Genomic DNA, 25057 nt, shown 5'->3' with positions numbered 1-25057 from the left:
GGATGCGCGCCTTCTTCTTCATCTGCCTGGCCACCTTCGCCGCCATTGTCCTCTCCGGCCAGAAGCCGGCCCGGGCCGAGCCCGCGCGGCCGCTGCCCGCCTGGGAAGAAGCGCTGGCCAAACAGGGCGCCCTGAAGCCGGCGGCCAACTTCAGCGGCATCGGCGACCGCAATGCCCGCTCCCTGGCCCTCTACGCCGAGGCGACCAAGGTCATCACCCATCCCCGCTGCATGAACTGCCACCCGGTCGACAACATTCCCCGCCAGGGCGCGGCCATGAAGGTGCACAGCCCGCCGATGACCGGCGCCCTCGACGGCCACGGCCCGGCCGGCCAGCGCTGCTCGACCTGCCACGGCGTCAAGAACTTCGAACAGACCGGCGGCGACAACATCCAGTCGATCCCCGGCAATCCGAAATGGGCCCTGGCCCCCGCCAGCATGGCCTGGCAGGGCAAGACCCCGGGCGAGATCTGCCGCCAGATCAAGGACACCTCGCGCAACGGCGGCAAGGACCTAGAAGCCCTCTACCACCACATGGCCGAGGACGAGCTGGTCGGCTGGGGCTGGAACCCCGGCAAGGGTCGCGCGCCCGCCCCCGGCGATCAGAAGCAGTTCGGCGAGCTCATCCGCGCCTGGATCGACACCGGCGCGGCTTGTCCGGCCTGACCCCCCGGTGAAAAATGCCATTTCTGTCAGATACTTAACGAATATGTATAGACATATTCATCGACGTTTCGGCCCCTCGCGGCAGGCCCAGGCGGACGCGTAGGTCACGCCGGCGCGCTTTCGACCTACAAACCCTGCGCATCGACCAACACACTGACCTACGCCCCGGCCTACATCCCCAAAGCCTGGGCCCACGCGAAAGCCAACGACTCCTGGCGTATCGCCCGCCGCCCCCACAGACGTCGCCTTCTTTTGTAGGCCGGACGACCGGCGGTATAATGGTCTGCCGCTTCGATAGCGGCCCTTACGGCCATTTCACCGTCGGCGGCATCGAACTGAGGATCGACTCGATGTTGCCGCCCGTCTTCAGCCCGAACATCGTGCCCCGGTCATAGAGCAGGTTGAACTCCACATACCGCCCGCGCTGCACCAGCTGCTGCTCGCGTTCCTCCGCCGTCCACGGCTCCGCCATCCGCCCCTCGGCGATGGCCGGATAGGTCCCCAGGAACGCCTCGCCCACCGCCTGGGTGAAGGCGAAGTCGCGGTCCCAGTCGCCGCTGTCGTGGTGGTCGTAGAAGATGCCGCCGATGCCGCGGGGCTCATTGCGATGCGGCAGGAAGAAATACTCGTCGCACCAGGCCTTGTATTTCACGTGCCACTCCGGATCGAAGCGGTCGCAGGCCTCCTTGAAGGCGGCGTGGAAGGCGATGGCGTCGGGGAAGTCCTGCTGGCGCTGGTAGCCGAGCAGGGGGGTCAGGTCGGCGCCGCCGCCGAACCAGCCCCTGGTGGTGCAGATGAAGCGGGTGTTCATATGCACCGCCGGCACCCGCGGGCTGTGCATATGGGCGATCAGCGAGACGCCTGTGGCGAAAAATCGCGGGTCCTCCTCGGCGCCGGGCATGGTCTTGGCCATTTCCGGGGTGAAGGTCCCGTGGACGACGGAGGTATGCACCCCGACCTTCTCGAAGAAGCGGCCGTGCATCATCGACATCACCCCGCCGCCGCCGGCGGCGCGGACCCAGGGTTTGCGCTCGAACCGGCCCGCCTGACCCGGATAGAGGTCCGCGGGCGCGGCGTCTTCCAGGGCCTCGAAGCGCGTCAGGATGCGGTCGCGGAGGCCTTCGAACCAGGCCTGGGCGCGGGACTTGCGGGTTTCGAGCAGGGCGGAGTCGGTCATGCGGGGCCTTTTATACGCATCGGCGCGGGCGTCCATGAGCCCCTGTGTGTCCTTTTCGGTCCAAGGCCGGTTGAAAAAGGGCCGGGTAGGTTCTAAGCGATCCGGCCACGGGACCTTGCTGGGGCGGCCCGTCGAATCGCGTGCGCCTGCCGTACGCTTCGCGGAGGCTGCAGCATCGCCCGGAATTTTCCTGGCCGACCCCCTCCTTGGGCCGGCGATTGCGAAGGGTGACCTGCAGGTGGCCGACAGCGCCGTTCATTCCACGGAAGCCGGGGACGATCCGTCCCGGCGTGACTTCATCCATATCGCCGCCATCGCCGGCGCCGCCGGCGCCGTCGGCGCGGTGGCCTGGCCGCTGGTCAGCCAGATGAACCCCTCGGCGGACACCCGCGCCCTGGCCAGCGTCGAATACGACCTGACCAAGGTCGAGCAGGGTCAGCAGGTGACGATCAACTGGCGCGGCAAGCCCCTGTTCATCCGCAACCGCACCCAGGCCCAGATCGACGCCGCCGTGCGCGACGACTCGGCGGTTCTCAAGGACCCGCAGGCCGACGCCCAGCGCCACAAGGAAGGCAAGGCCCAGTGGCTGATCCTCGTCGGCAGCTGCACCCACCTCGGCTGCGTGCCGACGGTCGGCGGCGGCGAGTACGGCGGCTGGTTCTGCCCCTGCCACGGCTCGACCTACGACACCTCCGGCCGCATCCGTAAGGGCCCCGCGCCCAAGAACCTCGTGGTTCCGGACTACGCCTTCCTTTCCGACACCAAGGTCAAGATCGGCTGACGATGAGCGGACATTCCACTTACGAGCCGAAATCCGGCATCACCCGCTGGCTCGACCAGCGCCTTCCCGTCACCCGCCTGGTCTGGGACAGCTTCGTCGATTATCCGACGCCGCGGAACCTGAACTACTGGTGGACCTTCGGCGGCATCCTCAGCCTCTGCCTGGCGGTCCAGATCGTCACCGGCATCGTGCTGGCCATGCACTACACGCCGAGCGCCAGCGGGGCCTTCGCCTCCGTCGAGCACATCATGCGCGACGTGAACTATGGCTGGCTGCTGCGCTACACCCACGCCAACGGGGCCTCGATGTTCTTCATCGCGGTCTACCTGCACATGTTCCGCGGGCTGTACTACGGGAGCTACAAGCCGCCGCGTGAGATCCTCTGGATCCTCGGCTGCGTCATCTACCTCCTGATGATGGCCACCGCCTTCATGGGCTACGTCCTGCCCTGGGGTCAGATGAGCTTCCACGGCGCGGTCGTGATCACCAACATCATCGGGGCCATCCCGGTGATCGGCGGCCCGGTCCTGACCTGGCTGCAAGGTGGCTTCGCCGTCGACAACGCCACGCTGAACCGCTTCTTCTCGCTGCACTACCTGCTGCCCTTCATGATCGCCGGCGTGGTGATCCTGCACATCTGGGCCCTGCATGTGGTCGGCCAGAACAACCCGACCGGCATCGACCCCAAGTCGAAGCACGACACCCTGCCCTTCACCCCGTACGCGACGGTGAAGGACGGCTTCGCGATGAGCCTGTTCCTCATCCTCTTCGCGATCTTCGTGTTCTACATGCCCAACGCGCTTGGCCACGCCGACAACTACATCGAGGCCAACCCGCTGGTGACCCCGGCGCACATCGTGCCCGAGTGGTACTTCCTGCCCTTCTACGCCATCCTGCGCGCCGTGCCGGACAAGGTGATGGGCGTGGTGGCCATGTTCGGCGCCATCGGCGTGCTGTTCGCCCTGCCCTGGCTCGACACCTCCAAGGTGCGCTCCATGCGCTACCGCCCGATGGCCAAGCTCTACTTCCTCATCCTGGTGGTGGTCTGCGTGATCCTCGGCTTCTGCGGCGCCAAGCTGCCGGACGACCAGGTCATCCCGGGCCTCGAGACCATCAAGATCCTCGAGAGCGATCTCAACAGCTGGGTCTGGCTCTCGCGTCTCGCGACCCTCTACTACTTCGCCTACTTCCTGGTCATCATGCCGCTGCTGGGCCTCATCGAGACCCCGCTGCCGACCCCGGAAACCATCGCCTCGCCGGCGTTGTCCCACCCCGCCACGACGCCCGCGGGCGCCACGGCCGACGCCGAAAAGAAGGGCTGAGCCTCAGATGCTGCGCAAACTCACCCTGATCGCGGCGGCCCTGACGACGCTGGTGGCGGCTTCGCCCGCCCTGGCGTCCGGCAAGGCCAAGGAACACGCCGACATCGCCTACAGCTTCGAAGGTCCCTTCGGGAAATTCGACCAGGCCCAGCTGCAACGCGGCTACAAGGTCTACCGCGAGGTCTGCTCGGCCTGCCACTCGATGAAGCTGCTGTCGTTCCGCAACCTCGGCGACAAGGGCGGCCCCTTCTATGACAAGAAGTACGGCAACCCGAACGACAACCCGGTCGTCAAGGCGCTGGCCACCGACATCCAGGTGCCGGACATCGACACCGAGACCGGCGACGACATCACCCGTCCCGCCGTCCCGGCCGACCGCTTCCCGAAGCCCTACAAGAACGACTACGCGGCCCGCGCCGGCAACGGCGGCGCCCTGCCGCCGGACCTGTCGGTGATCGCCAAGGCCCGCGAAGGCGGTCCCGAGTACCTCGCCGCCTTCCTGACCGGCTTCGAGGCCCCGCCCAAGGGCCTGACCGTCCCGACCGGCCAGCACTACAACGTCTACTTCCCCGGCGACGTCTCGGCCGGCTGGACCGGCGACAAGCACCACGCCCCTCCCGGCGGCTTCGTTGCCATGCCCCCGCAGCTGGCCGATGGCAAGGTGACCTTCGACGACGGCACCAAGTCGACCGCCCACCAACAGGCCGTCGACGTGGCCGCCTTCCTGATGTGGGCCGCCGAGCCCAAGCTGGAAGAGCGCAAGCAGATGGGCCTGGCCGTGCTGATCTACCTGGTCCTGTTCAGCGGCCTGCTCTACGCCAGCTACCGCAAGGTCTGGAGGAACGAGAGCCACTAAGGCTTCTCGGCCAACCGAATGACGAAGGGCCCGGAGCGATCCGGGCCCTTTTTCTTTTGCCCGCGTGCGCCCCGCGCCCGGCGCTGCTAGAAAACGGTTTCAACTCTGATTGCGCGATGCGCATCCGTTCTGCGAGTGCGCTGTGGAATCCGCCCAGACCCTGACCCCGGCAACGCTGACGCCCTTCCTGCTGAACGTCGCGCCCGTCCTTCCGGTCTTCATCTGGGGCCCGCCCGGCATCGGCAAGTCGGCCCTGGTGCGGGAGTTCGCCGAGTCCGTCGGGCTGCCCTGCGTATCCCTGCTGGGTTCGCAACTCGCGCCTGAGGACATCATCGGCGTGCCGCAGATCGTCGATGGCAAGTCGCGGTTCTGCCCGCCGACCATGATCGCGCGCGACGAGCCCTACTGCCTGTTCCTGGACGAGCTCAACGCCTGCTCGCAGGAGGTCCAGAAGGCCTTCTATTCCCTGGTCCTCGACCGACGCATCGGCGAATTCGAACTGCCCAGGGGCACGATCGTCATCGGAGCGGGCAACCGGGCCGAGGACGCCGCCATTACCCGGCCGCTGTCGTCGGCCCTGATCAACAGGCTGGTCCATGTTCAGTTGCGGGCATCGGCGCGCGACTGGCTGGAGTGGGCGAACCGCGGCGCGCTGAATGAGCTGGTGGTGTCCTACGTCTCCCAGCGGTCCGACCACCTGTGGTCCAAGCCGCCCAAGCATGAGGAGCCTTTCTCGACCCCGCGCGCCTGGACCATGCTCGGCGCCGCGCTGGACGCCTATGGCCCCGCCGTCACCCTCGATGAGATCAACACCCTGGCCTCCGGCCTGCTGACGCCCGCCCATGCGCGGCAGTTCACGGCTTTCGCCAAGCTGCGTGAGCGCGAGCACGATCTGTCGGCCATTCTCAAGGGAGACCGCGGCTGGCCCGAGAAGCCGGACGAACGGGATATCCTCTACTTCCTGGTCCAGCAATTGCGCGACCGGCTGATCAAGGAACTGCCCGAGGACGAGACCAAGATGGGCCGCGAGACCCGCCAGTTGGCGGCCCGGGCCAAGGAGTTGATCGTCAGCCTGTCGCGCATCTCCACGGAACTCGCCCAGTTGCTGGTCACCGAGGCAGAGAGCGGCGCTACGCTGCCCGCCTGGTACACCATCGACCTGGCCCGCGCCCTGCCGCGCCTGGCGGCCCAGCGGTCCTGATCCATGGCCCGGGGCGCCAAGCAGCCGCCGAAGGAAAACCTGAAGGCGATCGCCGAGGGCCACACCCTGCTGGCCCGCCACCCGCTGTTTGGCGAGCTCGAGCCCAGTTCCTACTGGCGGCCCGACCTGGGCGGCGCACCGTTCACCCCGCGCGGCTATGCCCGGCTGCACAGCACCGTGCGGCCCCGCTCCACCGACCGGTTCGACACCGCCATCCAGCTCAATCCATGGAAACGCGCCTCGCCCCAGGAGTGGGCCAATGTTCTGGGCCAGGCGATGCTGCACTACTACCTGTGCCACGCCGACCCCGAGCGCACCGACGAGGCCTGGCAGATCGCCTGCGAGCTCGTCGCCGCCGACTTCCTGCGCACTCTCGATCTTGGACGGCGGCCGGACGACCTGGCGCCGGCCGACCTGCCGTCGCTGGGCCGGGACGTCGAGTCGGTGGCCGCCGCCCTGCGTGACGGTGGGCCGGCGATGCTGAAGGCCTATGGCGGAGCCGGTCTGGCCGTGGACGCTCCAAGCTTCACGGCTGTCAGCGGCCTGCCGCCGCTCAGCGCCAAAGTGCGCCGTGAGCGGCAGGAAAGCCTGGCCGCGGCCATCCGGGCCAGTGTCGTCAAGGCCATCGCCCAGGCAGGCGATGCGGCGCGGACATCGCCTGGCGACAAGCGCGATCCCAACTCTCTGGCCCAGCGGGCCAAGGCCTGGTTCATCGCCAGCTATCCGCTGCTGGGCGCTTTGGCGGCCACCTTCGACATCGTCGAGGACGCCGACCTCTGCGCGCTGCACGACATCGCCATCGCCGCCGTCAGCAGCGAGCAGCAGCGGGTCTATATCAATCCGCGCTTTGCCTGGACCTATCCGGCCATGCAGTTCGTCATCGCCCATGAGCTACTTCACGTAGGCCTGCGCCACGAGGCCCGTCGGCAGGGTCGCAATCCCTATCTGTGGAACGTCGCCTGCGACTATGTGATCAACGGCTGGCTGGTCGAGATGCAGATCGGCGAAATGCCGACCGACGACCTGTTGCTGGACCCCGAACTCGGGTTCGAGAAGGAGTCGGCCGAGGCCATCTACGACCGGATCACCGGCGACCTGCGGCTGATGCGACGTCTGAACAAGGGCCGCACGCTGCGCGGCGTCGGCAAGGTCGATGTTCTGGACGACCGGCCGCCGGCCTGGTGGAGCGGCCCCGGCACGGACCTCGACGCCTTCTACCGCCGGGCGTTGGCCGAGGGACTGGACCTGCAACTGGCGGCGACCGGGCGCGGCCTGCTGCCCGGCGACCTGATCGAGGAGATCCGCTCTATCCAGCAGAAGCCCATCCCCTGGGATGTCCAGCTCGGCCAGTGGATGGATGCCTTCTTCCCGCCGATCGAAGCCCGCCGCAGTTTCGCCCGCGCCAGCCGTCGGCAGGCCTCGACGCCCGATATTCCGCGCCCGGTCTGGGTGCGACCGGAGGAGCGGCTGGCGGCGCGCACGTTCGGTGTGGTGCTGGACACCTCCGGGTCGATGCCGCCGGCCTTGCTTGGCCGTGCCTTGGGGGCGATCGCCAGCTATGCGATGAGCCGCGAGGTGCCCCTGGTCCGGGTGCTGCAATGCGACGCCGGCGTCCACGACATGGGCTATGTCGCGCCCGAATCGCTTCTGGGATCGGTCGAGGTGCGGGGGCGCGGCGGCACCGTGTTGCAGCCCGCCATCGCCCGCCTGCTGCAGGACGTCCGGTTTCCCAAGGACGCGCCGATCCTGATCATCACCGACGGCGGCTGCGACACTCTCAGCCTGTCCCGCGAGCATGCCTATCTGATGCCGGAGGGGGCCCGGCTGCCGTTCTCGACCCGGGCGCCGCGCTTCGCCTTCGAGATCGGCTGACGCCCATGACCGGGCAAAGCTGGCGCCAGGCTCGCCTCAATTCGGGTCAACTGTCGCCGCGACCGGCTGAAGGCTCACGGAATCTCAATCCCTTGCCTGCCATTAGGGAAGCCGATTCTGAGGAAACCCATGCGGGCCATCGTCTGCGGAATAGTTGCGTTGCTGCTGGCGGCCGGGACCCCCGTCCTCGCCCGCCAGGCCATGACCCCCGCCCAGCTGGCTTCGGCCATCGAAGGCCGGGCCGTCTCGTCGAGTTTCGCCGACCTGCGCCGGTTCGGCGACACCGCCCTGCTGGGCAAGGATCGCGAGGCCCTGCGGCGCCTCAACTACGTGGCCACGGTGTTTCGCAACCAGTCGGAGTTCGAGCTCTTCAACCGCTACAACGACGCCATGGCCGACCAGGCCAGGGTCCTGGGCGACGACCGCTACCTGACCATTGCCGACCTCAACCGGGTCGCCGGCCGCATGAGCCAGGGCGACCCCTCCGCCGTCGCCGACCTGCAGTCGCGCCAGACGGCCAGTGACGACTGGTACGTCCGTGCCCACGCCCAGACCCTCTGGGCCACCGTGCTGATCAACCGCCAGCAGACCGGCGCGGCCCTGAAACTGCTCTATGAAGCCGAACTGCTGATCGACCAGAAGGACAGCGACGCCAAGGCGGCCGAATCGGAAATCTGGGAAACCATCGGCATCGCCCTGATGGGGCTGAACGATCTCGACGGCAGCGCCCGCGCCTTCCAGCGCTCGCAGTTCGAGTTCGCCGACGCCGGATGGCCCCGGCCCGACTTCGACGCCGTCTACAATCTCGGCGACCTGGCCATCCGCCTCGGCGACGAGGTCCAGGCTCGCAAGCTGGTCGCCGTGCACCACGAACTCACCGTCAAATCCGGCCTCGAGAACCTCCGGGCCTGGGACGCCTATCTGTGCGGCATGTACGCCGAGGCCTTCGCCGGCCCGGCGCAGGTGCTGCAATGCACGGGCGGCCTGAGCCAGCCGATCGAGGACACCGGCCTTCTGGCGCCGCGCCTGCTGCCCATGCGCGCCATCGCCAGCGCCCGGACCGGCAAGGCGACAACGGCGGCCAGGGACCTGGAAACCTTGCGCGCCCTCGAGGCCTCAAAGCGCTTCGACCAGGCGGCGTTCAAGCGCCTGCCGCAGATCGAGGCCGAACTGCTGCTGGCCAGGGGCGACGGGGCCGCCGCCTTCGAGCTGTTCCGCAAGTACGAACGGGACCAGCGCTTCCAGACCTCGCAGGACATCTACGGCGGGGTGCGCCAGATCACCGGCTCGCTCGAGACCCAGCTGACCAGCGCCCGCAAGCAGACCGAACTGACCAAGGCCGCCGTCCGCGCCCAGGGCTGGGTGATCGCGCTCGGCGTCCTGCTGACCCTCGGCGCCACGATCGCCGCCCTCCTGCTGTTCCGCGGCGGCCGCCGCCTTAAGGCCGCCCGTAGCCAGGCCGACGCCGCCAGCACCGCCAAGAGCGCCTTCCTGGCGACGATGAGCCATGAGATACGCACGCCCCTGAACGGCGTGCTGGGCATGGCCCAGGCCATGGCCTCCGATGACCTCGACAGCGTCCAGCGCGAGCGGCTCGGCATCATCCAGCAGTCCGGAGAAGCTCTGCTGGTCATCCTCAACGACGTGCTCGACCTCTCGAAGATCGAGGCCGGCAAGCTGGAGATCGAACAGCTCCCCTTCCAGCTGAGCAGCGTCGCCGGCGCCGCCTACTCTGCCTTCGCCGACCTGGCGCGCCGCAAGGGCGTCACGCTGACGATGGAGCTGGGACCGGCGGCGGGCTGCTACCTGGGCGATCCGACCCGGGTGCGTCAGATCCTCTACAACCTCGTTTCCAACGCCGTGAAGTTCACCGAGGACGGCCAGGTGCGGATCGAGGCCGGCTACGATGACGGCCGGCTGGAAATCCGCGTCACCGACACCGGCGTCGGCATTTCACAGGAAAATCTCGGCAAGCTGTTCGGCAAGTTCGACCAGCTGGACAGCTCGACCACCCGCCGGTTCGGCGGCACCGGCCTGGGCCTGTCCATCTGCCATGAGCTGGCCCAGCTGATGGGCGGCGAGATCGCCGTCACCAGCTTCACCGGCGTCGGCTCGACCTTCACTCTGCGCCTGCCGATCGAACGGCTGGGCGACGAGGACAGCACCACCGAAGAGGCGACCGGCGATGCCGACGCCGCGCCGTTCACCCTCCGCGTGCTGGCCGCCGAGGACAACAAGGTCAACCAGATCGTCCTGACCACCCTGCTCGCCCAGGTCGGGATTTCGCCGACCATCGTCGATGACGGCCAGGCCGCCGTCGATGCCTGGGAGGGCGCCGAGTGGGACGTCATCCTGATGGATGTGCAGATGCCCGTGCTCGACGGCGTCGCCGCCACCCGCGCCATCCGCGAGGCTGAAGGTCTGACCGGCCGCCGCCGCACGCCGATCATCGCCCTGACCGCCAACGCCATGGCCCACCACGTCAGCCAGTATCTGGCGGCGGGGATGGACACCCATGTCTCCAAGCCGATCCAGGCCATGGCGCTGTACGAGGCCCTGGCCTGGGCGGCCGACGGCATCGAAAGCGAAGCCTCGGGCGAAGCCAGCGCCGCCTAGTGGGCTGACAGGATCAGCACCCGGCGGGCCATGTCCAGACGCAGCGTCCAGCGCGACCAGACGTCGGTGCCGACCGAGCCCGCGACCGACGGATCGAGTCCGGCGATCAGGCCGGAGGGCGCCTCCTCGCTGAGCTCGCCGAGAAACGAAAAGGCCCGCAGGCGGCCACGCGCGTCGTTGCGGGCCAGGGGATCGTAGCCCTCCCGCGCCGGCTGGAAGCGGGCGATCCTGTCGCTGAGCCGGACCTTGCCGGCCGAACTCCAGTCGACCGCGAACTGGCCGGCGAGCGCCTGATCGTCATCGGAGACGGCGGCCCGCAGGGTCGGCACGCCGCCGATCAGGGTCAGCGGGATGGCCCGGCCCCGCGCCCGACGGCCGCTGGCGCCATGGATGCGCACCCGGCAGGGGGCGAAGTCGAGATCGACCACCTGGCCGGCCAGGGCGTCGGCCCCGATGACGCCGGCGATGGGGGTGTCGAAACCCGGAGCCCGAAAATCGAGATCGACAACCCTGACCGGCAGGGACTTGAGAGTCAGGCCGGCGACGCGGACCGGCGCGGTCAGCTCGGTGACGGCGATGCCCTCGGTCTGGGCGCGGGTCTCGTGGATCAGGGTGTTGGGCGCGCTGGGGTCGATCAGGTAGTCGCCGGCGATGCCGGCCACGCTGGCGGGAGCCACCACGGCGCCGTTCTCGAACCAGCAGTCGGCGGACAGGGCGGGAGAACTGAACAGACAGGCCGCGAGCACGGCCGGGATCAAGGCTGTCAGACGGCGGTTCAGGCGACCGCCCGGGCCAGGGCTTCGCCGACCGTCGGATGCTCCGAGGGTTGATCGACGCGGCTCAGTTCCCGGTCCCCGACCACCTCGTCACAGGTGGCGCAGACCAGCTTGGGCCGGAAGGCATGGCCGTTGTGGGTCATGTGGTTGGGGCCGCGGCCCTCGCCGTACACATGCCGTTCGCCCCAGTCGTAGAGGGTCAGCAGAACGGGCCGCAGGTCGCGACCCTTGGCGGTCAGCAGATACTCCTGGCGCGGCGGCCGCTCGGAATACTGCCGGGGCTCCAGCACCCCGTGGGCGACCAGGACCTTGAGGCGGGAGGCCAGCACGTTGCGCGCGACACCCAGCCGCTCCTGCCACTGCTCGAAGCGCCGCACGCCGTTGAAGGCGTCGCGCAGGATCAGCAGGGTCCACGGATCGCCGACAACCTCGAGGGTGGCCGCGATGGGGCAGCTTTGACGGGAATAATCGGCGGTTCGGCCCATGACCGTCAAATTGTGCCTTCCGGGGGCGGAAGACAAGGGGGTTTCTTTTGAGAACTGCCTCCGCTTGCCCGTTCGCCCACGCCGACGTCCGCCGGCGTGGGCTTATGGCCGGTTACTGCTGGGCCGCGCCCGGCCGATCCTCGGTCTTGGGGACCGCCTTCTGGTCGCGCGCGGCCTTGCCGGCGGCGGCCTTCTGCTCGGCGGCCTTGGCCCTGGCTTCGGCCTGGGCGGCGTCACGCTGGGCCTTGGCCTCGGCCTGCTTGGCGACCGCCGCCTGGCGGGTGGCCGCGTTGCGGGCTTCGGCGGCCTTACGCGCCTCGGCATTGCGAGCCTCGGCGGTCTGCTTGCTTTGGGCGGCGGCCGCCGCGTCACGCTGGGCCTTGGCTTCGGCCTGCTTGGCGACGGCGGCCTGGCGCGTCGCCGCGTTGCGGGCTTCGGCCGCCTTGCGGGCCTCGAGGTTGCGCGCCTCGGCGGCCTGCTTGCCTTGGGCGGCGGCCGCTGCTTCGCGCTGGGCCTTGGCTTCCGCCTGTTTGGCGACGGCGGCCTGGCGGGTCGCCGCATTGCGGGCTTCGGCCGCCTTGCGCGCCTCGGCGTTGCGGGCCTCGGCGGCGACGCGGGGATCGACCGCAGGCTTGGCGACGGGCGGTTTGGGCGTGGGCGGCCTGGGCGTGGGCGGAGTGACAACCGGCGGCGTCACGGCCGGCGGCGTCCGATCGCCCCTGCCGCCACGGTCACCACGGTCACCACGGTCACCACGGTCACCGCGGTCGCCTCTGTCACCACGGTCGCCACGATCATCGGGGCGCGGCGGCACGATCACCGGCGGCGGGGCGCCGCCGTTCTGGCGGTCCTCAATCCGGTCACGGCGATCATCGCGACGATCGTCGCGGCGATCGTCCCGGCGGTCATCGATGCGGTCCTGGCGCGCCTGAGCCTCGCGGCGGGCGGCCTCGGCCTGTTGCTCGCGGCGGCGCCAGTCGGCGGCGGCGACCTGTTTTCGCTTGGCCTGGGTCTGGGCGCGCCTCAGGTCACGGGCCCGGGCCAGATAGCGGCCGGCATAGTCGCGGCGGCCGTAGGCGGCATCACGGTCCAGGCGGCGACCGCCCGAGTCGTAGAGCACGACCAGCTGGCCGCCGTCGTAGGCGTAGCCATAATCGGGATCGCGGACGAAGTAGGGGGAGTCGTCGCCCTGGCGGTAATAGTACCAGCGCTCGCCGCCGCCCTGCAGGCGTTCGAGGTAGCGGTAGCTACCGTCTTCCTCTTCCCAGTAGGCGGGTTCGGCGTCGCCGTAGTCGTAGGCGTAGTCGGGGGCGTCGTCGCCGTAGTCGCGATCGACCTGCTGGACGTCCGACCAGTAGTCGCGCTTGACCGCCGGGGCGGCGGCCGGGGCCAGGGCGGCGGGCGCGGCGGCCGGCAGGTCCTCGACCGTCGGGGCGACGTCATCGGCCTCGGCGACGACCACGCCTTCGGTCTTGGGGACATCGGCCTTTTGGGCCGGTTGCTGGTTGCAGGCGGCCAGAGTCAGGGCCGAGAGGGCGGCGGACAGCAGCAGAACGGGCCTGAGCATCTTATAACTCCTGTGCAGGGGACCAGACTGAACGTGCAGCCTGGCCACTCGGCTCCCGGCGCACTTGCCGAGGGCCTCTTGATGCATCATGTGACAGCCCGCCCCTGAACCTCGCCTGAATTCTAAGGATACGCTCATGTCATCCGATCCTGTCGTCATCGCCTCCTTCGCCCGCACGCCGATGGGCGGCTTCCAGGGTGCGCTTTCGAGTGTGAAGGCCACCGATCTGGGCGCGGTCGCCGTCAAGGCGGCCCTGGAGCGGGCCGGCATCAGCGGCGACCTGGTCGAGCAGATCATTATGGGCTGCGTGCTGCCGGCCGGCCTCGGCCAGGCCCCGGCTCGTCAGGCGGGTCTGGGCGGCGGCCTGTCGCTGGGCGTCGAAGCCACCACCGTCAACAAGATGTGCGGCAGCGGCATGCAGGCCGCCATCATGGCCCATGACGCCCTGGCGGCCGGCAGCGCCGACATCATCGTCGCCGGCGGCATGGAGAGCATGTCGGGCGCCCCCTACCTGCTGACCAAGCATCGCGCCGGGGCCCGTATCGGCCACGATACGATCAAGGACAGCATGTACCTCGACGGCCTCGAGGACGCCTACACCCCGGGCAAGCTGATGGGCGCCTTCGCCGAGGAGTCGGCCCGCAGCTACCAGTTCACCCGCGAGGACATGGACGCCTACGCCATCGAAAGCCTGACCCGGGCCCAGCAGGCCATCGAGAGCGGCGCCTTCGAGGCCGAGATCGTCCCGGTCGAGGTCAAAACCCGCAAGGGCGTCGAAACGGTCAACCAGGACGAGCAGCCGCCGAAGGGCGACGCCTCGAAGATTCCGACCCTGAAGCCCGCCTTCGCCGCCGATGGCGCCATCACCGCCGCCAATGCCAGCTCGATCAGCGACGGCGCCGCCGCCCTGGTGCTGACCCGCCAGTCGGTGGCCGAAAAGCTGGGCATGCCGATCGTCGCCCGCATCGTCGCCCATGCCGCCCACGCCCACGAGCCCGGCCTGTTCACCACGGCCCCGGTGCCGGCCATGCGCAAGGTGCTGAAAAAGGCCGGTTGGAGCGTCGAGGACGTCGATCTGTTCGAGGTCAACGAGGCCTTCGCCGTCGTCGCCATGATCGCCCAGCGCGAGCTGGGCATCCCGCGCGACCGGCTGAACGTCAACGGCGGCGCCACGGCGCTTGGCCACCCCATCGGCGCGTCCGGGGCCCGCATCCTGGCCACCCTGCTGGCCGCGCTGCAGGCGCGGGGCGGCAAGAAGGGCGTGGCCAGTCTGTGCATCGGCGGGGGCGAAGCCACCGCCATGGCCGTCGAGCTGGTCTGACCTAGGGGGCCTTCTGGGCTTCGTCGATGATGTTGCGGATCTGGCCGCCGGGCAGCACCACGTCGCCGCCGCGCTGGCCGGCCGGGCATGGCCCGACGTAGGAGGCGTCGATCTTCATGTCGATGACGCCGTTGGCCTTGGCCTCGGTCGCGCCCTCGGTCTTGACGGTGACCAGGACGGTGAAGTTGCGCGCGAAATCACCGTTGGCGGCGCCGGATGTGGTGGTCTCGCCGCCCATGGCGGTGCGGCAGACGGTGTAGAAGGTCCAGGTCCCGTCCGGCTGCTTGCTGTACTCGCGCTTGCTGCAGTCCTCGCTCACCGCGCCCGGGTTGACCCAGGAGACCGCCTCCTGCGACTTGGCGTCGACGCAGGTCTTCATCGTCATCTGCTGGCCGGCGATGGTGTTCTTGTATTCCCACTGGCCGGAGGTCTGCTTGGGCGGCCCCTCGGGCGCCTTGGCCTGGGCCACCGCGGGTTTGGAATCGTCGCCCGCCACATCGGCCTTGTCGGCCCCCTTGTCACAGGCGGTCAGGGCCAGAAGGCCGATCAGCGAAACACCGGCGAGAGCTGCGCGCATGATATATTCCCCGAGAGGTGATTTTGGATGACGATAACGGGGATCGGACGGCCGCGCGAGGCGCTATATTCGTCACCATGACCAACGTCACCGACAACCCCGCCGCCGGCCGCTACGAACTGATCGAGCAGGGCCAGACCGCCTACGCCGACTATCGTCGCGAGAACGGCCGGCTGTACATCGACTATGTCTTCTCCCCCGTGCCCCTGCGCGGCCAGGGAACCAGCGACCGGCTGATGCGCGGCGTCCGGGCGGACGCCAGGGACAGGGGCGAGGAGATTGTGCCGATCTGCGGTTACGCGGCGACCTGGCTGAAGCGCCATCCGGAATGAGGTTGGCGGGGGTAGTTTTGATCGGCCTGCTGGTCGCCGGGCCGGCGATGGCGGCCGGGCCGGCGCCTGCTCCACTGCTCGGCGTCTGGACGCCGGCCCAGATGAAGACCCTGGCCCAGGGCATGGGACTGACCGTCACCCAGGACGCCATCCTGGACAATGGCGACCCGGTGCTGGCCGTGCGCTCGGCCGCCGGGACGGCGTTCGTCATCCAGGGCGCGGCCTGCGAGAGCGCCCGCTGCCGGGGCGCGACCCTGATGGCCTTCGTCACCTATGACACGCCCGCCAAGGCCCAGGAGGCGCTGAAACGGCTGGACTTCGCCGCCGTGCAGGTGCGGGCCGACGAGCCGAAAGTGCTGACCCTCAGCCGCTACGTGGTCTTCGACGGCGGCATCCATCGCGACAACCTGCGCGCCCAGGTCGAGCTGTTCCTGGCCGTGGTCGAGCAGGCGCGCGGCCTGATGTGAGTTGTCGCCGGCCGCAGGTCGCGTATCGTTCCGCGAAACGAGGGAGCGAGACGATGAGCGGGCTGGTGGACAAGAGCCTGCGGGCGCGGGCCGAGGCGGTGATCCCCGGCGGCATGTACGGCCACCAGTCGGTCGGCCTGCTGCCCGACGACTACCCGCAGTTCTTCAGCGGCGGCGACGGCGCCCACCTGACCGACGCCGACGGCCGCCGCTACCTCGACCTGATGTGCGCCTACGGGCCCAACCTGTTTGGCTATGGCCAGCCGCAGATCAACGCCGCCTATGTGCGCCAGCTGGAAATCGGCGACGCCCTGACCGGCCCGACTGCCTTGATGGTCGAGCTGGCCGAGGCCATGACCGCCATGGTCACCCACGCCGACTGGGCGATGTTCTGCAAGAACGGCACCGACGCCACCACCATGGCCATGATGACCGCCCGCGCCCACACCGGCCGCAAGGCTCTGGTTCTGGCCAAGGGCGCCTATCACGGCGCCGCTCCCTGGTGCACGCCCAGGCCCGGCGGCGTGGTCCCCAGCGACAGGGCCCACCAGCATTTCTGCGCCTACAACGACATCGCCAGCCTGGAGGCCGCCGTCGCGCAGGCCGGCGACGACCTGGCCGCCATCTTCGCCGCCCCCTTCCGGCATGACGCCTTCATCGACCAGGCGCCGCCGGACCCGGCCTACGCCCGCCGGGCCCGGGAGCTGGCGGACCAGCACGGCGCCCTTCTGGTCGTCGATGATGTCCGCGCCGGCCTGCGGGTGGCCCGCGACTGCAGCTGGTCGGTGCTCGGCGTGCAGCCGGATCTCTCCACCTGGGGCAAATGCATCGCCAACGGCCATCCGATCTCGGCCCTGCTCGGCAATGACAAGGCCCGCAAGGCCGCCGCCTCCATCTATGTCACCGGCAGCTTCTGGTACGCCGGCGCGGCCATGGCGGCGGGCCTGGAGACCCTGCGCCTGGTGCGCGAGACCGACTATCTCGAACGCCTTCAAGGCCTGGGGATGCGGCTGCGCACCGGTCTCCACGACCGCGCCGCCGCCGCCGGCTTCGGCCTGCGCCAGACAGGGCCGGAGACCATGCCGCTGTTCCTGTTCGACGACGACCCCGACCTGCGCCTCGGCTTCGCCTGGTCCAGCGCCATGCTGGCCCGCGGCGTCTACGTCCACCCCTGGCACAACATGTTCCTCTGCGCGGCGATGACGCAGGCCGACATCGACGCCGCCCTGAACGCCGCCGAGGCCGCCTTCGCAGACCTCAAGCGCGACGCCGGCTCGCTCGGCCCCGTCGAGAAGCTGGCCTTCCTCGCCGCGCGCTGACAAGCTCAGGAAAAATCAGAACACAACGGGAGAGAGACATGGCCTTCGCGGACTATGCCGAGCATGACGGGCTGGGGCTGGCGGCCCTGGTGAAGGCCAAGAAGGCCTCGCCGGGGGAAATCCTCGAGGCCGCCATAGAACGGATCGAGGCCCACAACGGCGTCCTCAACGCCGTCGTCCACAAGGAATACGACGAGGCCCGCAAGGTCGCGGCCGGCGACCTGCCCGACGGCCCGTTCAAGGGCGTGCCCTTCCTGATCAAGGACCTTGGCGCCCAGGTGAAGGGCTGGCCCCGCACCTCCGGCTCGATGTTCGCCCAGGTCGCCGCCGACGAGGACGACAGCGAGCTGGTCAGACGCTACCGCGCCGCCGGCGTGGTGCTGGTTGGCAAGACCAACACCCCCGAGTTCGGCATTCCCGGCGTCACCACCAGCCGCCGCCTCGGGCCCTGCTCCAACCCCTGGGACCCGACCCGGATCAGCGGCGGCTCCTCCGGCGGCGCGGCCAGCGCCACCGCCAGCGGCATGGTGCCCCTGGCCCACGCCAGCGACGGCCTCGGCAGCATCCGCATCCCCGCCGCCTGCTGCGGCCTGGTCGGCATGAAGACCACCCGCGACCGCAACCCCAACGGCGGCGAGGATTATGACCGCGCCATCGGCTTCTCGGTCGACCACGTGGTCAGCCGCACGGTGCGCGACAGCGCCGCCATGCTCGACGCCACCGGCTATCCCGAACCAGCGTCCCCCTACGCCCATCCGGCCAAGGAGCGCCCCTATCTGGAGGAGGTCAGCCGCTCGCCCGGCAAGCTGCGGATCTTCTGGTCGCCCGAGACCCCGAACGGAAAGCCGATCAGCGAGGAGGTCGCCGCCAGGCTCGCCGAAACCGCCGCTACCCTTAAAAGCCTCGGCCACGAGGTCGTCGAACAGGGGCTGGGCATCGACTATCGCACCCTCTACCGCGCCCAGGCCCTGGTCTCGGCCAGCAACTTCTCGGCCGGCGTGCGGCGCTGGGTGGAAAAGCTCGGCCGCGAGCCCGGCGAGGGCGAGATCGAGGGTCTGGCCCGGCGCGGCTACGAGGCCGGCAAGCGCATCACCGGCGACCAGGCAATGTGGGGCTGGCAGCAGCTGCGCCTGATGAACCGCGAGGTGCTGCGCAATTTCGAGAGCTTCGATGTCTACCTGACGCCGGTGCTGGCGACGACGCCGCCGAAGCACGAGTTCCTCGACACCCTGACCGACGACCTGCGGGCCTTCGACAAGGCCCAGTCGGCCACCTTCCCCTTCACGCCGCCGTTCAACTTCACCGGCCAGCCGTCGCTCAGCCTGCCGCTGCATCAGTCGGCCGACGGCCTGCCGATCGCCATGATGTTCACGGCCCGCTACGCCGACGAGGCGACGCTGTATCGCCTCGCCGGCCAGCTGGAGAAGGAAATGCCCTGGAAGGACCGCCGCCCGGCGATCTTCGGCTAGTCCAGCGCTTCCTCCGGCCGGCGATAGACGCCGGCCTCCGCGTCGAAGGTCCAGACGATGGGGACGATCTCCATGTCCGGTCGCTGCGGCACGGTGATGGCCGGCAACCCTTGCACGGCCTGGCTGAAGTCGAGCCGCGCGCCCTCCTCCTTGGCGAGACCGTTGTTGCTCATCCGCGGATCGATGGCGGAGCGCCATTGGCCATTCTGGTCCTCGACAAAGACCAGCACCTGACAGCCGGCCGTGCCGCACCACAGCGGGAAGTACTCCATCTGCACGATGGCGAAGCGCCTGAACGGCCCGGTCTGGGCGGCCCCGACATAGAGGCACAGGGCCCGCTTTTCGGGTTCAGCGTCCTGGATCTCTGGGGTGGCGGTGATGGCCGCAACGACGGGTTTCAGCGCCTGGCCGGGCTTGCAGGTCAGCCGGATCTTGGCTGGCCCGGCGGCAAGGCTGGGGGCGGACGCCAGCGGCGTGACGATCAGGGCGAGGGCGAGAACGGCGGCGAGACGCATGGCAGACTCCGGGACTGAGCGGAGCCTAGCGCAGGCGCACAGCCGGAACGCCCTGAAGAAGGGGGGCCGCCGTCCCTCCACGAATGGGGAGGGAGGTTAGTCTTCCGAATCGCCCTTCGGCGCGTCGCCCTCGAAGCTCTTGGGGGCGCGGCGGCGCTTGGGCTTGGCCGGGGCTTCGGCGGCGTCGGCGGCCGGCGCGGGGGCGGAGCGCGAGAGGAAGCCGGGCAGCTCCGAAACCGCGCCGTCCTGGCCACGCAGGCGCGGCGAGGGACGCTTGGGCTCGGCGGCCAGAGGCGCGGCCTGCGGCTCGATCACCTGCAGCGGGTCGCGGGTCTCGCGGGCCTCGGCGCGCTCCTCACGCGGACGGTCGCGCTCGTAGCGGCTGCGGCGCGGCTCGCGCTCTTCACGGGGCTGGGCCTCACGGGGCTGGGCCTCGCGGGGCGCCTCGTCGCGCGGTTGTTGTTGCGCCTGCTCGCGCGGCTGGTCGCGATCGCGGTCCCGGGGACGGTCGTCACGGTCGCGGAAGCGGCTCTCGCGCGGCTGGTCGTCGCGGGGACGGTCATCGCGATTGCCGTCGCGCGGACGGTCGTCGCGGGCCTGCTGCTGGCCGCCTTGCTGTCCGTCACGGGGACGGTCGTCGCGGTCGCGCCAGCGGTCCCGGTCGCGCGGACGATCGTCGCGGTCGCGGTTCTGGTTGTTCTGGCGATTGCCCTGGTAGCCGTCGCGGTCGCGCGGACGGTCGTCCCGGTCGCGGTTCTGGTTCTGGCGGTTCTCGAAGCGGGGGCGCTCCTCGCCGTCTTCGGCTTCCGGCTTGTTTTCGGTGGCCTCGGCGATCTGGGCCTCGGTCGGCTCCTCGTGCTCGGCCTCGAAGTCGATGTCCATGCCGGAGCTGTAAACGTCGCGCCCGATGATGTCGGTGACCGGCCGGTTCGGCTGGATGGCGCGGATCAGGCGGAAATAGTGCTCGGCGTGCTGCAGGTAGTTTTCGGCCAGAACCCTATCGCCGCCGGTCGTCGCGTCGCGCGCCAGCTGCTGGTACTTTTCGAAGACGCTCTGGGCGGCCCCGCGCACCTTGATCCCCTCGGGACCGTTGGAGTCGTAGGCGCGGTTGGCGTTGTGCTGCTGGGGCTTGTTTCCGGTGTTCCGGTTGCGGCCGCGCTGCCGCTTCATGCCCTTGAAATCTCTCATGATGTTCCTGTCGCTCAGGCGCCGTCTGCACGGGCCTTGAAGCTTGCCTTGTGACGGGTCGGACGCTGGCTGGTCCGTGACTGTCCTGTTGGAGTGGTCCTTGGGTTCCCGCCCGGCTCGCAGCCCTTCGTGGCTCGCGCGCCCGCCGTTTCAGGTCACCCCGGTACGGCTTTTAAGGTAGGGAACGAGTCAGGATGTAACCCCTCATCCGCCCGTTTCCAAGGGGTTTTTGAAACCGGTGACCACACGGTCCCGCGTTCCGAGGTCCTTGGTGGTGCGAACCTGGTCGGCGCCGGCCGCCTTGAACAGGGCTTCGACCGCCGCCGACTGGTCATGACCGATCTCCACGGCGAACAGGCCGCCGGCTTTCAGCACCCGCAGAATCTCCGGCGCCAGCAGGCGATAGGCGTCCAGCCCGTCGGGGCCGCCGTCGAGCGCCAGGCGCGGTTCATGGTCGCGCACCTCCGGATCCAGCGTGTCGATGTCGTTGCTGGGGATGTAGGGCGGGTTGGAGACCACCAGGTCGAACTGGGCGTCGCCCAGCCCCGCCGTCCAGTCGCCGTGCAGGAAGGCGGCCCGGTTGTTGAGGTCGAGGTTGGCGGCGTTCTCCTTGGCCACCGCCAGCGCCTCGGAAGAGGCATCGACGCCCAGCCCCCTCGCCGCCGGCCGCTCGGCCAGGATGGCCAGCAGGATGGCCCCGCTGCCGACGCCCAGGTCCAGCATCTGGAAGGCCATGCCCTCCGGAAAGGCCGGCAGCACGACGTCGAGGATGCTCTCGGTGTCGGCGCGCGGGGTCAGCACATCGGGCGTCACCGACAGCATGATCTTCCAGAAGCCCTTGCGGCCGAGGATGTGGCTGATCGGCTTGCGGCCGGCGCGCTGGCCGATGAAGTCGTCGAGCGTCGCCTGCTGCTCGGCCGTCATCTCGCGGTAGGGGTCGGTCAGGATGTCGGTGCGGGTGACGCCGGCCGCCGCCTGCAGCATCAGCCCGGCGTCGATCGAGGGCTGGTCGACCCCGGCCGCTTTCAGGGTCGCGGTGGCGGTCTTCCAGGCGGTGACGAGGTTGGTCATTGGATTTCCAGACTGTCCCCGACGGCGATCGCGCCGCTGTCGGTGACGTGAATGTAGATGCCGCACAGGACGTGGGCGTAGTGCTCGAACAGGGCGGCGGGGATGTCGATGTCCCGCTGCGCCGTCGCCGGATCCACGGCCGTGGCGGCGCAGCGGACGATGGGCTTGAAGACGGTGGCCCTGGCCCCGCCGAGGGTCAGGGTGCGGCCGGCCCAGTCGTTCTCGGCCCAGGCGTCCCAACCCTCGACATAGAGATTGGCCCGGAATCGCAACGGATCAATGGGCTGGCCGATCCGGGCCTCCAGGTCGCGGACGCTGGCCAGGCTTATGATAGAAACGTGGCCCAGCGGATGGTCCATGAAGCGGTGGGCGCCGGGCCCCTCGATGACCTTCAGCGGGCCCGTCGCCGCCTCCCCCAGCAGGGCGGCGAGCCAGGCTTCGAAGGCGTCCCGCCCCTGCGCCGTCGCCAAGTCGCCGCTGAAGTCCGGCTGTCCCTCGGCGCTGGCCGACAGCACCCCGGTCGCGGCGTCATACGCCGTCCGCGCCCTGGCCACGTCGGCGATCTTGGCCAGGACGGTGAACTTCATCTTCGAGACATGCCCCGGCGCCGCCGGATCGAAGCCGCTCGGCCCGTCCTCGACGGCGAACATCCGGTCATGCGGAAAACAGGCGCCGGCCGTCAGCTCGGCGCACTCCAGCCGCTCGGGCGTGAAGCCCTTGACCGGGTGGCGATACAGGCTGTCGATCCTTGCGCGCATGGCGTTCAGTGCCAAAGCCGTCGCTCCGCCGCAACCCCCGGTCACCCCGCGTGTTAGCCCCTGCGGAGGCGCTGGATGGCTTTGTTCAAGGGCGGGGGCGGGAAACACCCCTCACGGAAATGGGCCGGCGTGCTGGGCCGCGACTGGGCGGCCATGCCCGGCCGGGCGAAGGCCTACGCCCAAAGCCGCCCCTACAATCTGCTCCCATGGATCGCCCTGATCGCCGCCGTCGGCCTCTGGCCGCGCGGCGCGCCGGTGACCACCACCGGCCAGGGCGACAAGGTCATCCCCGGCGCCTCCGACGCGCGCCAGATGAGCGTCGAGGCTTTCGAGAGCAGCCAGCCCGGACGCGGCCGCGCCGCCCTGCGGCCGGGTCACATCCCCCTGATCGGCTGGCGCGATGTCTTCTGGCGGGTGATCCGTGAGATCGGCCTGGACAAGCTGCCCTCCGTCGCCGGCGGCGTCACCTTCTACGCCCTGCTGGCCATCTTCCCGGCCATCGCCGCCTTCGTCTCGGTCTACGGCCTGTTCGCCGACGTCACGACCGTGCGCGAGCAGCTGGACCAGATGAGCGGCGTCTTCCCGGCCAGCGTCGTGCAGATCGTCGGCGACCAGATGCTGCGCATCGCCGGCCAGCACGAGGGCAAGCTGACCGTCGCCCTGGTCATCAGCCTGCTGGTCTCGGTGTGGAGCGCCAACGCCGGCATGAAAGCGATGTTCGAGGGCCTCAACGTCGCCTACGACGAGGCCGAGCAGCGCCCCTTCTTCCGCCAGACGGCGCTGTCCTATGTCTGCACCTTCGGCGCCATGCTGTTCCTGACCTGCGTGGCCGGGCTGCTGGTGGCCCTGCCGGCGGTGATGACGGCCTTGCGGCTGGACGCCCTGCTGGTCCTGTGGATCCCGCTGCGCTGGCTGTTCGTGCTGCTGCTGGCCGCCTTCGCCTTCACCCTGCTCTACCGGATCGGCCCGTCGCGGGCGAAGGCCAAGTGGCGGTGGCTGACCTGGGGGGCGGTGGCGGCCTCGGTGCTGTGGCTGGGCGGCTCGCTGGTGTTCAGCTGGTACCTCGGTTCGATCTCCAACCTCGACGCCACCTACGGCCCGCTGGGGGCGGTGATCGCCTTCATGCTGTGGGTCTGGTTTTCGGTGCTGACCGTGCTGATCGGCGCAGAACTCAACGCCGAGATCGAACACCAGACCGCCCACGACTCGACCACCGGCCCGCCGGCCCCCATGGGCGCCCGCGGAGCGGCCATGGCCGACACGGTCGGCGAGGCGCTGGACCTGAGCGAGGAGATCGCCGGTGGCGTCGGCGCGGTGAAGGACCTGCTGAAGCGGGTGAAGCGCTGACCTCCCTCCCCGAATTGGGGAGGGCAGACGCGCGGTTACGCGCGTCGGGTGGGGAAGTCGGCTCGAGACTTTCCAGATAGAGCGCTGAGAAGCCTGACCGGCGCCGCCGGTGACCCACTTCCCCACCCGGCCTTCGGCCTGCCCTCCCCAATTCGGGGAGGGAGGTTACTGCGCCCCGCCCTACGCCTCTTCCAGCGCCGACAGCCGCGCCGCCTGGTCCTCGGCGATCAGCGGCTTGATGATGTCGTCCAGCGCATCGCCCGGCATGATCCGCTCCAGATTGTAGAGCGTCAGGTTGATGCGGTGGTCGGTCACCCGGCCCTGCGGGAAGTTGTAGGTGCGGATCCGCTCCGACCGATCCCCCGACCCGACCTGGCTCTTCCGGGCCTCCGACCGGGCATCGTCCAGAGCCGTTCGCTGCAGGTCGTACAGCCGGGCTTTCAGGTTCTTCATCGCCTTGCGGCGGTTCTCGTGCTGGCTCTTCTCCGAGCTGGTCACCACCACGCCGGTGGGAATGTGGGTGATGCGCACCGCCGAGTCGGTCTTGTTGACGTGCTGGCCGCCGGCCCCCGACGAACGATAGGTATCGATCCGCAGGTCGCTGTCGTTGATCTCGATCTCGACGTCCTCGGCCTCGGGCAGCACCGCCACCGTCGCCGCCGAGGTGTGGATCCGCCCCTGGCTCTCGGTGGCCGGCACCCGCTGCACCCGGTGCACGCCGCTCTCGAACTTCAGCCGCCCGAACACCCCGTCGCCGGTCACCGAGGCGATGATTTCCTTGTAGCCGCCCATCTCACCCTCGGAGACGCTGTCGACCTCGACCTTCCAGCCCTGCAGCTGGGCATAGCGCGAATACATGCGGAACAGGTCGCCGGCGAACAGGGCCGCCTCGTCGCCGCCGGTGCCGGCGCGGATTTCGAGGATGGCGCTGGCGTTCTCGTCCTTGTCCTTGGGCGCCAGCATCAGGGCCAGCTCCCGCTCCATCTCCGGCAGGCGGTCCTGCAGCCGCTCCAGCTCGTCGCGGGCCAGCTCGGAGATGTCCGGGTCCGGATCGGCCGCCATGGCCTCCAGCTCCGGCATCTCGGCCCGCACCTTTTCCAGCCCGGCGACCGCATCGGCCACGGGCTTGAGCTCGGCATGCTCCTTGGACAGCTTGACGATCTCGGGACCGTCGGTGGCCGCGCCCATGCGCGCTTCCACTTCGCGGAAACGGTCGAGCACCTGATCGAGTCGGGCCTGGGGCAGACGCAAGGGATGAGAACTTTCATGGCAGAGGGGCCGCATCCTCTACTCTTCTCGCGTCCGAGGCGCCACATCTGGAACTTGGCCCCTTGCCAAAATCGCCCCCGTGAGGTTCGTTAACCATGGTTATCGG

Annotated in this window: 23 protein-coding genes; 13 read left to right on the top strand and 10 right to left on the bottom strand. The window is 69.3% G+C overall.

What is annotated here, in order from left to right:
* Positions 1 to 2 precede the first annotated feature (2 nt).
* On the top strand, positions 3 to 665 hold the full coding sequence (locus O5I81_RS04810) for an Isoquinoline 1-oxidoreductase subunit (RefSeq protein WP_271067813.1): 663 nt from the start codon (positions 3 to 5) through the stop codon (positions 663 to 665).
* A gap of 304 nt (positions 666 to 969) precedes the next feature.
* Here the strand turns inward: O5I81_RS04810 and hemF are convergent, their stop codons facing one another.
* A complete protein-coding gene (gene hemF / locus O5I81_RS04805; protein WP_271067812.1) occupies positions 970 to 1842 on the bottom strand; it encodes an oxygen-dependent coproporphyrinogen oxidase in 873 nt (290 codons plus the stop codon).
* A 238-nt stretch (positions 1843 to 2080) separates the two neighbouring features.
* On the opposite strand from hemF, the gene petA reads away from it, so the two are divergent.
* The 6 genes from petA to O5I81_RS04775 all read left to right on the top strand — a co-directional run bounded on the left by petA (position 2081) and on the right by O5I81_RS04775 (position 10490).
* Positions 2081 to 2623: a ubiquinol-cytochrome c reductase iron-sulfur subunit gene (gene petA, locus O5I81_RS04800; RefSeq protein ID WP_271067811.1), complete on the top strand. Its 543-nt coding sequence runs from the start codon at positions 2081 to 2083 to the stop codon at positions 2621 to 2623.
* A 2-nt stretch (positions 2624 to 2625) separates the two neighbouring features.
* Complete coding sequence (locus tag O5I81_RS04795; RefSeq protein ID WP_271067810.1) at positions 2626 to 3945, top strand: cytochrome b/b6; 1320 nt, start codon at positions 2626 to 2628, stop codon at positions 3943 to 3945.
* 7 nt (positions 3946 to 3952) lie between these two features.
* Positions 3953 to 4801: a cytochrome c1 gene (locus tag O5I81_RS04790; RefSeq protein ID WP_271067809.1), complete on the top strand. Its 849-nt coding sequence runs from the start codon at positions 3953 to 3955 to the stop codon at positions 4799 to 4801.
* A 142-nt stretch (positions 4802 to 4943) separates the two neighbouring features.
* Positions 4944 to 6002, top strand: a complete 1059-nt coding sequence (locus O5I81_RS04785; protein WP_271067808.1) for a MoxR family ATPase — start codon at positions 4944 to 4946, stop codon at positions 6000 to 6002.
* A gap of 3 nt (positions 6003 to 6005) precedes the next feature.
* Positions 6006 to 7874, top strand: coding sequence for a VWA-like domain-containing protein (locus O5I81_RS04780; protein ID WP_271067807.1), 1869 nt, complete (start codon positions 6006 to 6008; stop codon positions 7872 to 7874).
* Positions 7875 to 8003: 129 nt separating this feature from the next.
* Complete coding sequence (locus O5I81_RS04775) at positions 8004 to 10490, top strand: ATP-binding protein (protein WP_271067806.1); 2487 nt, start codon at positions 8004 to 8006, stop codon at positions 10488 to 10490.
* On the opposite strand, the gene O5I81_RS04770 is transcribed toward O5I81_RS04775, so the two are convergent.
* The 3 genes from O5I81_RS04770 to O5I81_RS04760 all read right to left on the bottom strand — a co-directional run bounded on the left by O5I81_RS04770 (position 10487) and on the right by O5I81_RS04760 (position 13318).
* On the bottom strand, positions 10487 to 11236 hold the full coding sequence (locus tag O5I81_RS04770; protein WP_271067805.1) for a hypothetical protein: 750 nt from the start codon (positions 11234 to 11236) through the stop codon (positions 10487 to 10489). The genes O5I81_RS04775 and O5I81_RS04770 overlap by 4 nt on opposite strands.
* Positions 11237 to 11265: 29 nt before the next feature.
* Entirely contained in the window at positions 11266 to 11751 is a 486-nt protein-coding gene (locus O5I81_RS04765) for a helix-turn-helix domain-containing protein (protein ID WP_271067804.1), read from the bottom strand.
* 112 nt (positions 11752 to 11863) lie between these two features.
* On the bottom strand, positions 11864 to 13318 hold the full coding sequence (locus O5I81_RS04760; RefSeq protein WP_271067803.1) for a hypothetical protein: 1455 nt from the start codon (positions 13316 to 13318) through the stop codon (positions 11864 to 11866).
* Between the two features lie 136 nt (positions 13319 to 13454).
* Between O5I81_RS04760 and O5I81_RS04755 the strand changes: the two genes are divergently transcribed.
* Complete coding sequence (locus O5I81_RS04755) at positions 13455 to 14639, top strand: acetyl-CoA C-acyltransferase (RefSeq protein ID WP_271067802.1); 1185 nt, start codon at positions 13455 to 13457, stop codon at positions 14637 to 14639.
* A gap of 1 nt (position 14640) precedes the next feature.
* Here the strand turns inward: O5I81_RS04755 and O5I81_RS04750 are convergent, their stop codons facing one another.
* Positions 14641 to 15216: a DUF3617 family protein gene (locus O5I81_RS04750; RefSeq protein ID WP_271067801.1), complete on the bottom strand. Its 576-nt coding sequence runs from the start codon at positions 15214 to 15216 to the stop codon at positions 14641 to 14643.
* Between the two features lie 77 nt (positions 15217 to 15293).
* Here O5I81_RS04750 and O5I81_RS04745 point away from each other — a divergent pair, with 77 nt between their 5' ends.
* The 4 genes from O5I81_RS04745 to O5I81_RS04730 are packed head-to-tail and all read left to right on the top strand — an operon-like array spanning position 15294 to position 18803.
* Positions 15294 to 15548 carry a GNAT family N-acetyltransferase gene (locus O5I81_RS04745; RefSeq protein ID WP_271067800.1) on the top strand — a complete coding sequence of 85 codons (255 nt, stop codon included), beginning with the start codon at positions 15294 to 15296 and terminating at the stop codon, positions 15546 to 15548.
* A 17-nt stretch (positions 15549 to 15565) separates the two neighbouring features.
* The gene (locus O5I81_RS04740; RefSeq protein WP_271067799.1) at positions 15566 to 16015 is read left to right on the top strand and encodes a hypothetical protein; all 450 of its coding nucleotides are present in this window, start codon (positions 15566 to 15568) and stop codon (positions 16013 to 16015) included.
* Between the two features lie 53 nt (positions 16016 to 16068).
* Complete coding sequence (locus O5I81_RS04735; protein ID WP_271067798.1) at positions 16069 to 17334, top strand: aminotransferase class III-fold pyridoxal phosphate-dependent enzyme; 1266 nt, start codon at positions 16069 to 16071, stop codon at positions 17332 to 17334.
* Positions 17335 to 17372: 38 nt separating this feature from the next.
* Positions 17373 to 18803 (top strand): amidase, encoded by a 1431-nt coding sequence (locus O5I81_RS04730; protein WP_271067797.1) that lies wholly within the window; start codon positions 17373 to 17375, stop codon positions 18801 to 18803.
* On the opposite strand, the gene O5I81_RS04725 is transcribed toward O5I81_RS04730, so the two are convergent.
* The 4 genes from O5I81_RS04725 to O5I81_RS04710 form a co-directional block, all read right to left on the bottom strand.
* Entirely contained in the window at positions 18800 to 19318 is a 519-nt protein-coding gene (locus O5I81_RS04725) for a hypothetical protein (protein ID WP_271067796.1), read from the bottom strand. The two genes, O5I81_RS04730 and O5I81_RS04725, sit on opposite strands and share 4 nt — an antisense overlap.
* Before the next feature lie 96 nt (positions 19319 to 19414).
* A complete protein-coding gene (locus O5I81_RS04720; RefSeq protein WP_271067795.1) occupies positions 19415 to 20506 on the bottom strand; it encodes a DUF4167 domain-containing protein in 1092 nt (363 codons plus the stop codon).
* 204 nt (positions 20507 to 20710) lie between these two features.
* Positions 20711 to 21577, bottom strand: a complete 867-nt coding sequence (prmC, locus tag O5I81_RS04715; RefSeq protein WP_271067794.1) for a peptide chain release factor N(5)-glutamine methyltransferase — start codon at positions 21575 to 21577, stop codon at positions 20711 to 20713.
* Positions 21574 to 22335 (bottom strand): MOSC N-terminal beta barrel domain-containing protein, encoded by a 762-nt coding sequence (locus O5I81_RS04710; protein ID WP_271067793.1) that lies wholly within the window; start codon positions 22333 to 22335, stop codon positions 21574 to 21576. The genes prmC and O5I81_RS04710 overlap by 4 nt, the downstream gene beginning before the upstream one ends.
* A 75-nt stretch (positions 22336 to 22410) precedes the next feature.
* On the opposite strand from O5I81_RS04710, the gene O5I81_RS04705 reads away from it, so the two are divergent.
* Positions 22411 to 23682 (top strand): YihY/virulence factor BrkB family protein, encoded by a 1272-nt coding sequence (locus tag O5I81_RS04705; RefSeq protein ID WP_271067792.1) that lies wholly within the window; start codon positions 22411 to 22413, stop codon positions 23680 to 23682.
* Positions 23683 to 23862: 180 nt separating this feature from the next.
* Here O5I81_RS04705 and prfA read toward each other — a convergent pair whose 3' ends face one another.
* Positions 23863 to 24933 (bottom strand): peptide chain release factor 1, encoded by a 1071-nt coding sequence (prfA, locus tag O5I81_RS04700; protein WP_271067791.1) that lies wholly within the window; start codon positions 24931 to 24933, stop codon positions 23863 to 23865.
* Between the last annotated feature and the right edge of the window lie 124 nt (positions 24934 to 25057).

Origin of the sequence: Caulobacter sp. NIBR1757 (assembly GCF_027912495.1) — a bacterium.
In the GTDB taxonomy this organism is placed as follows: Bacteria; Pseudomonadota; Alphaproteobacteria; order Caulobacterales; family Caulobacteraceae; genus Caulobacter.
This window is presented reverse-complemented; position numbering and strand designations above follow the sequence as displayed.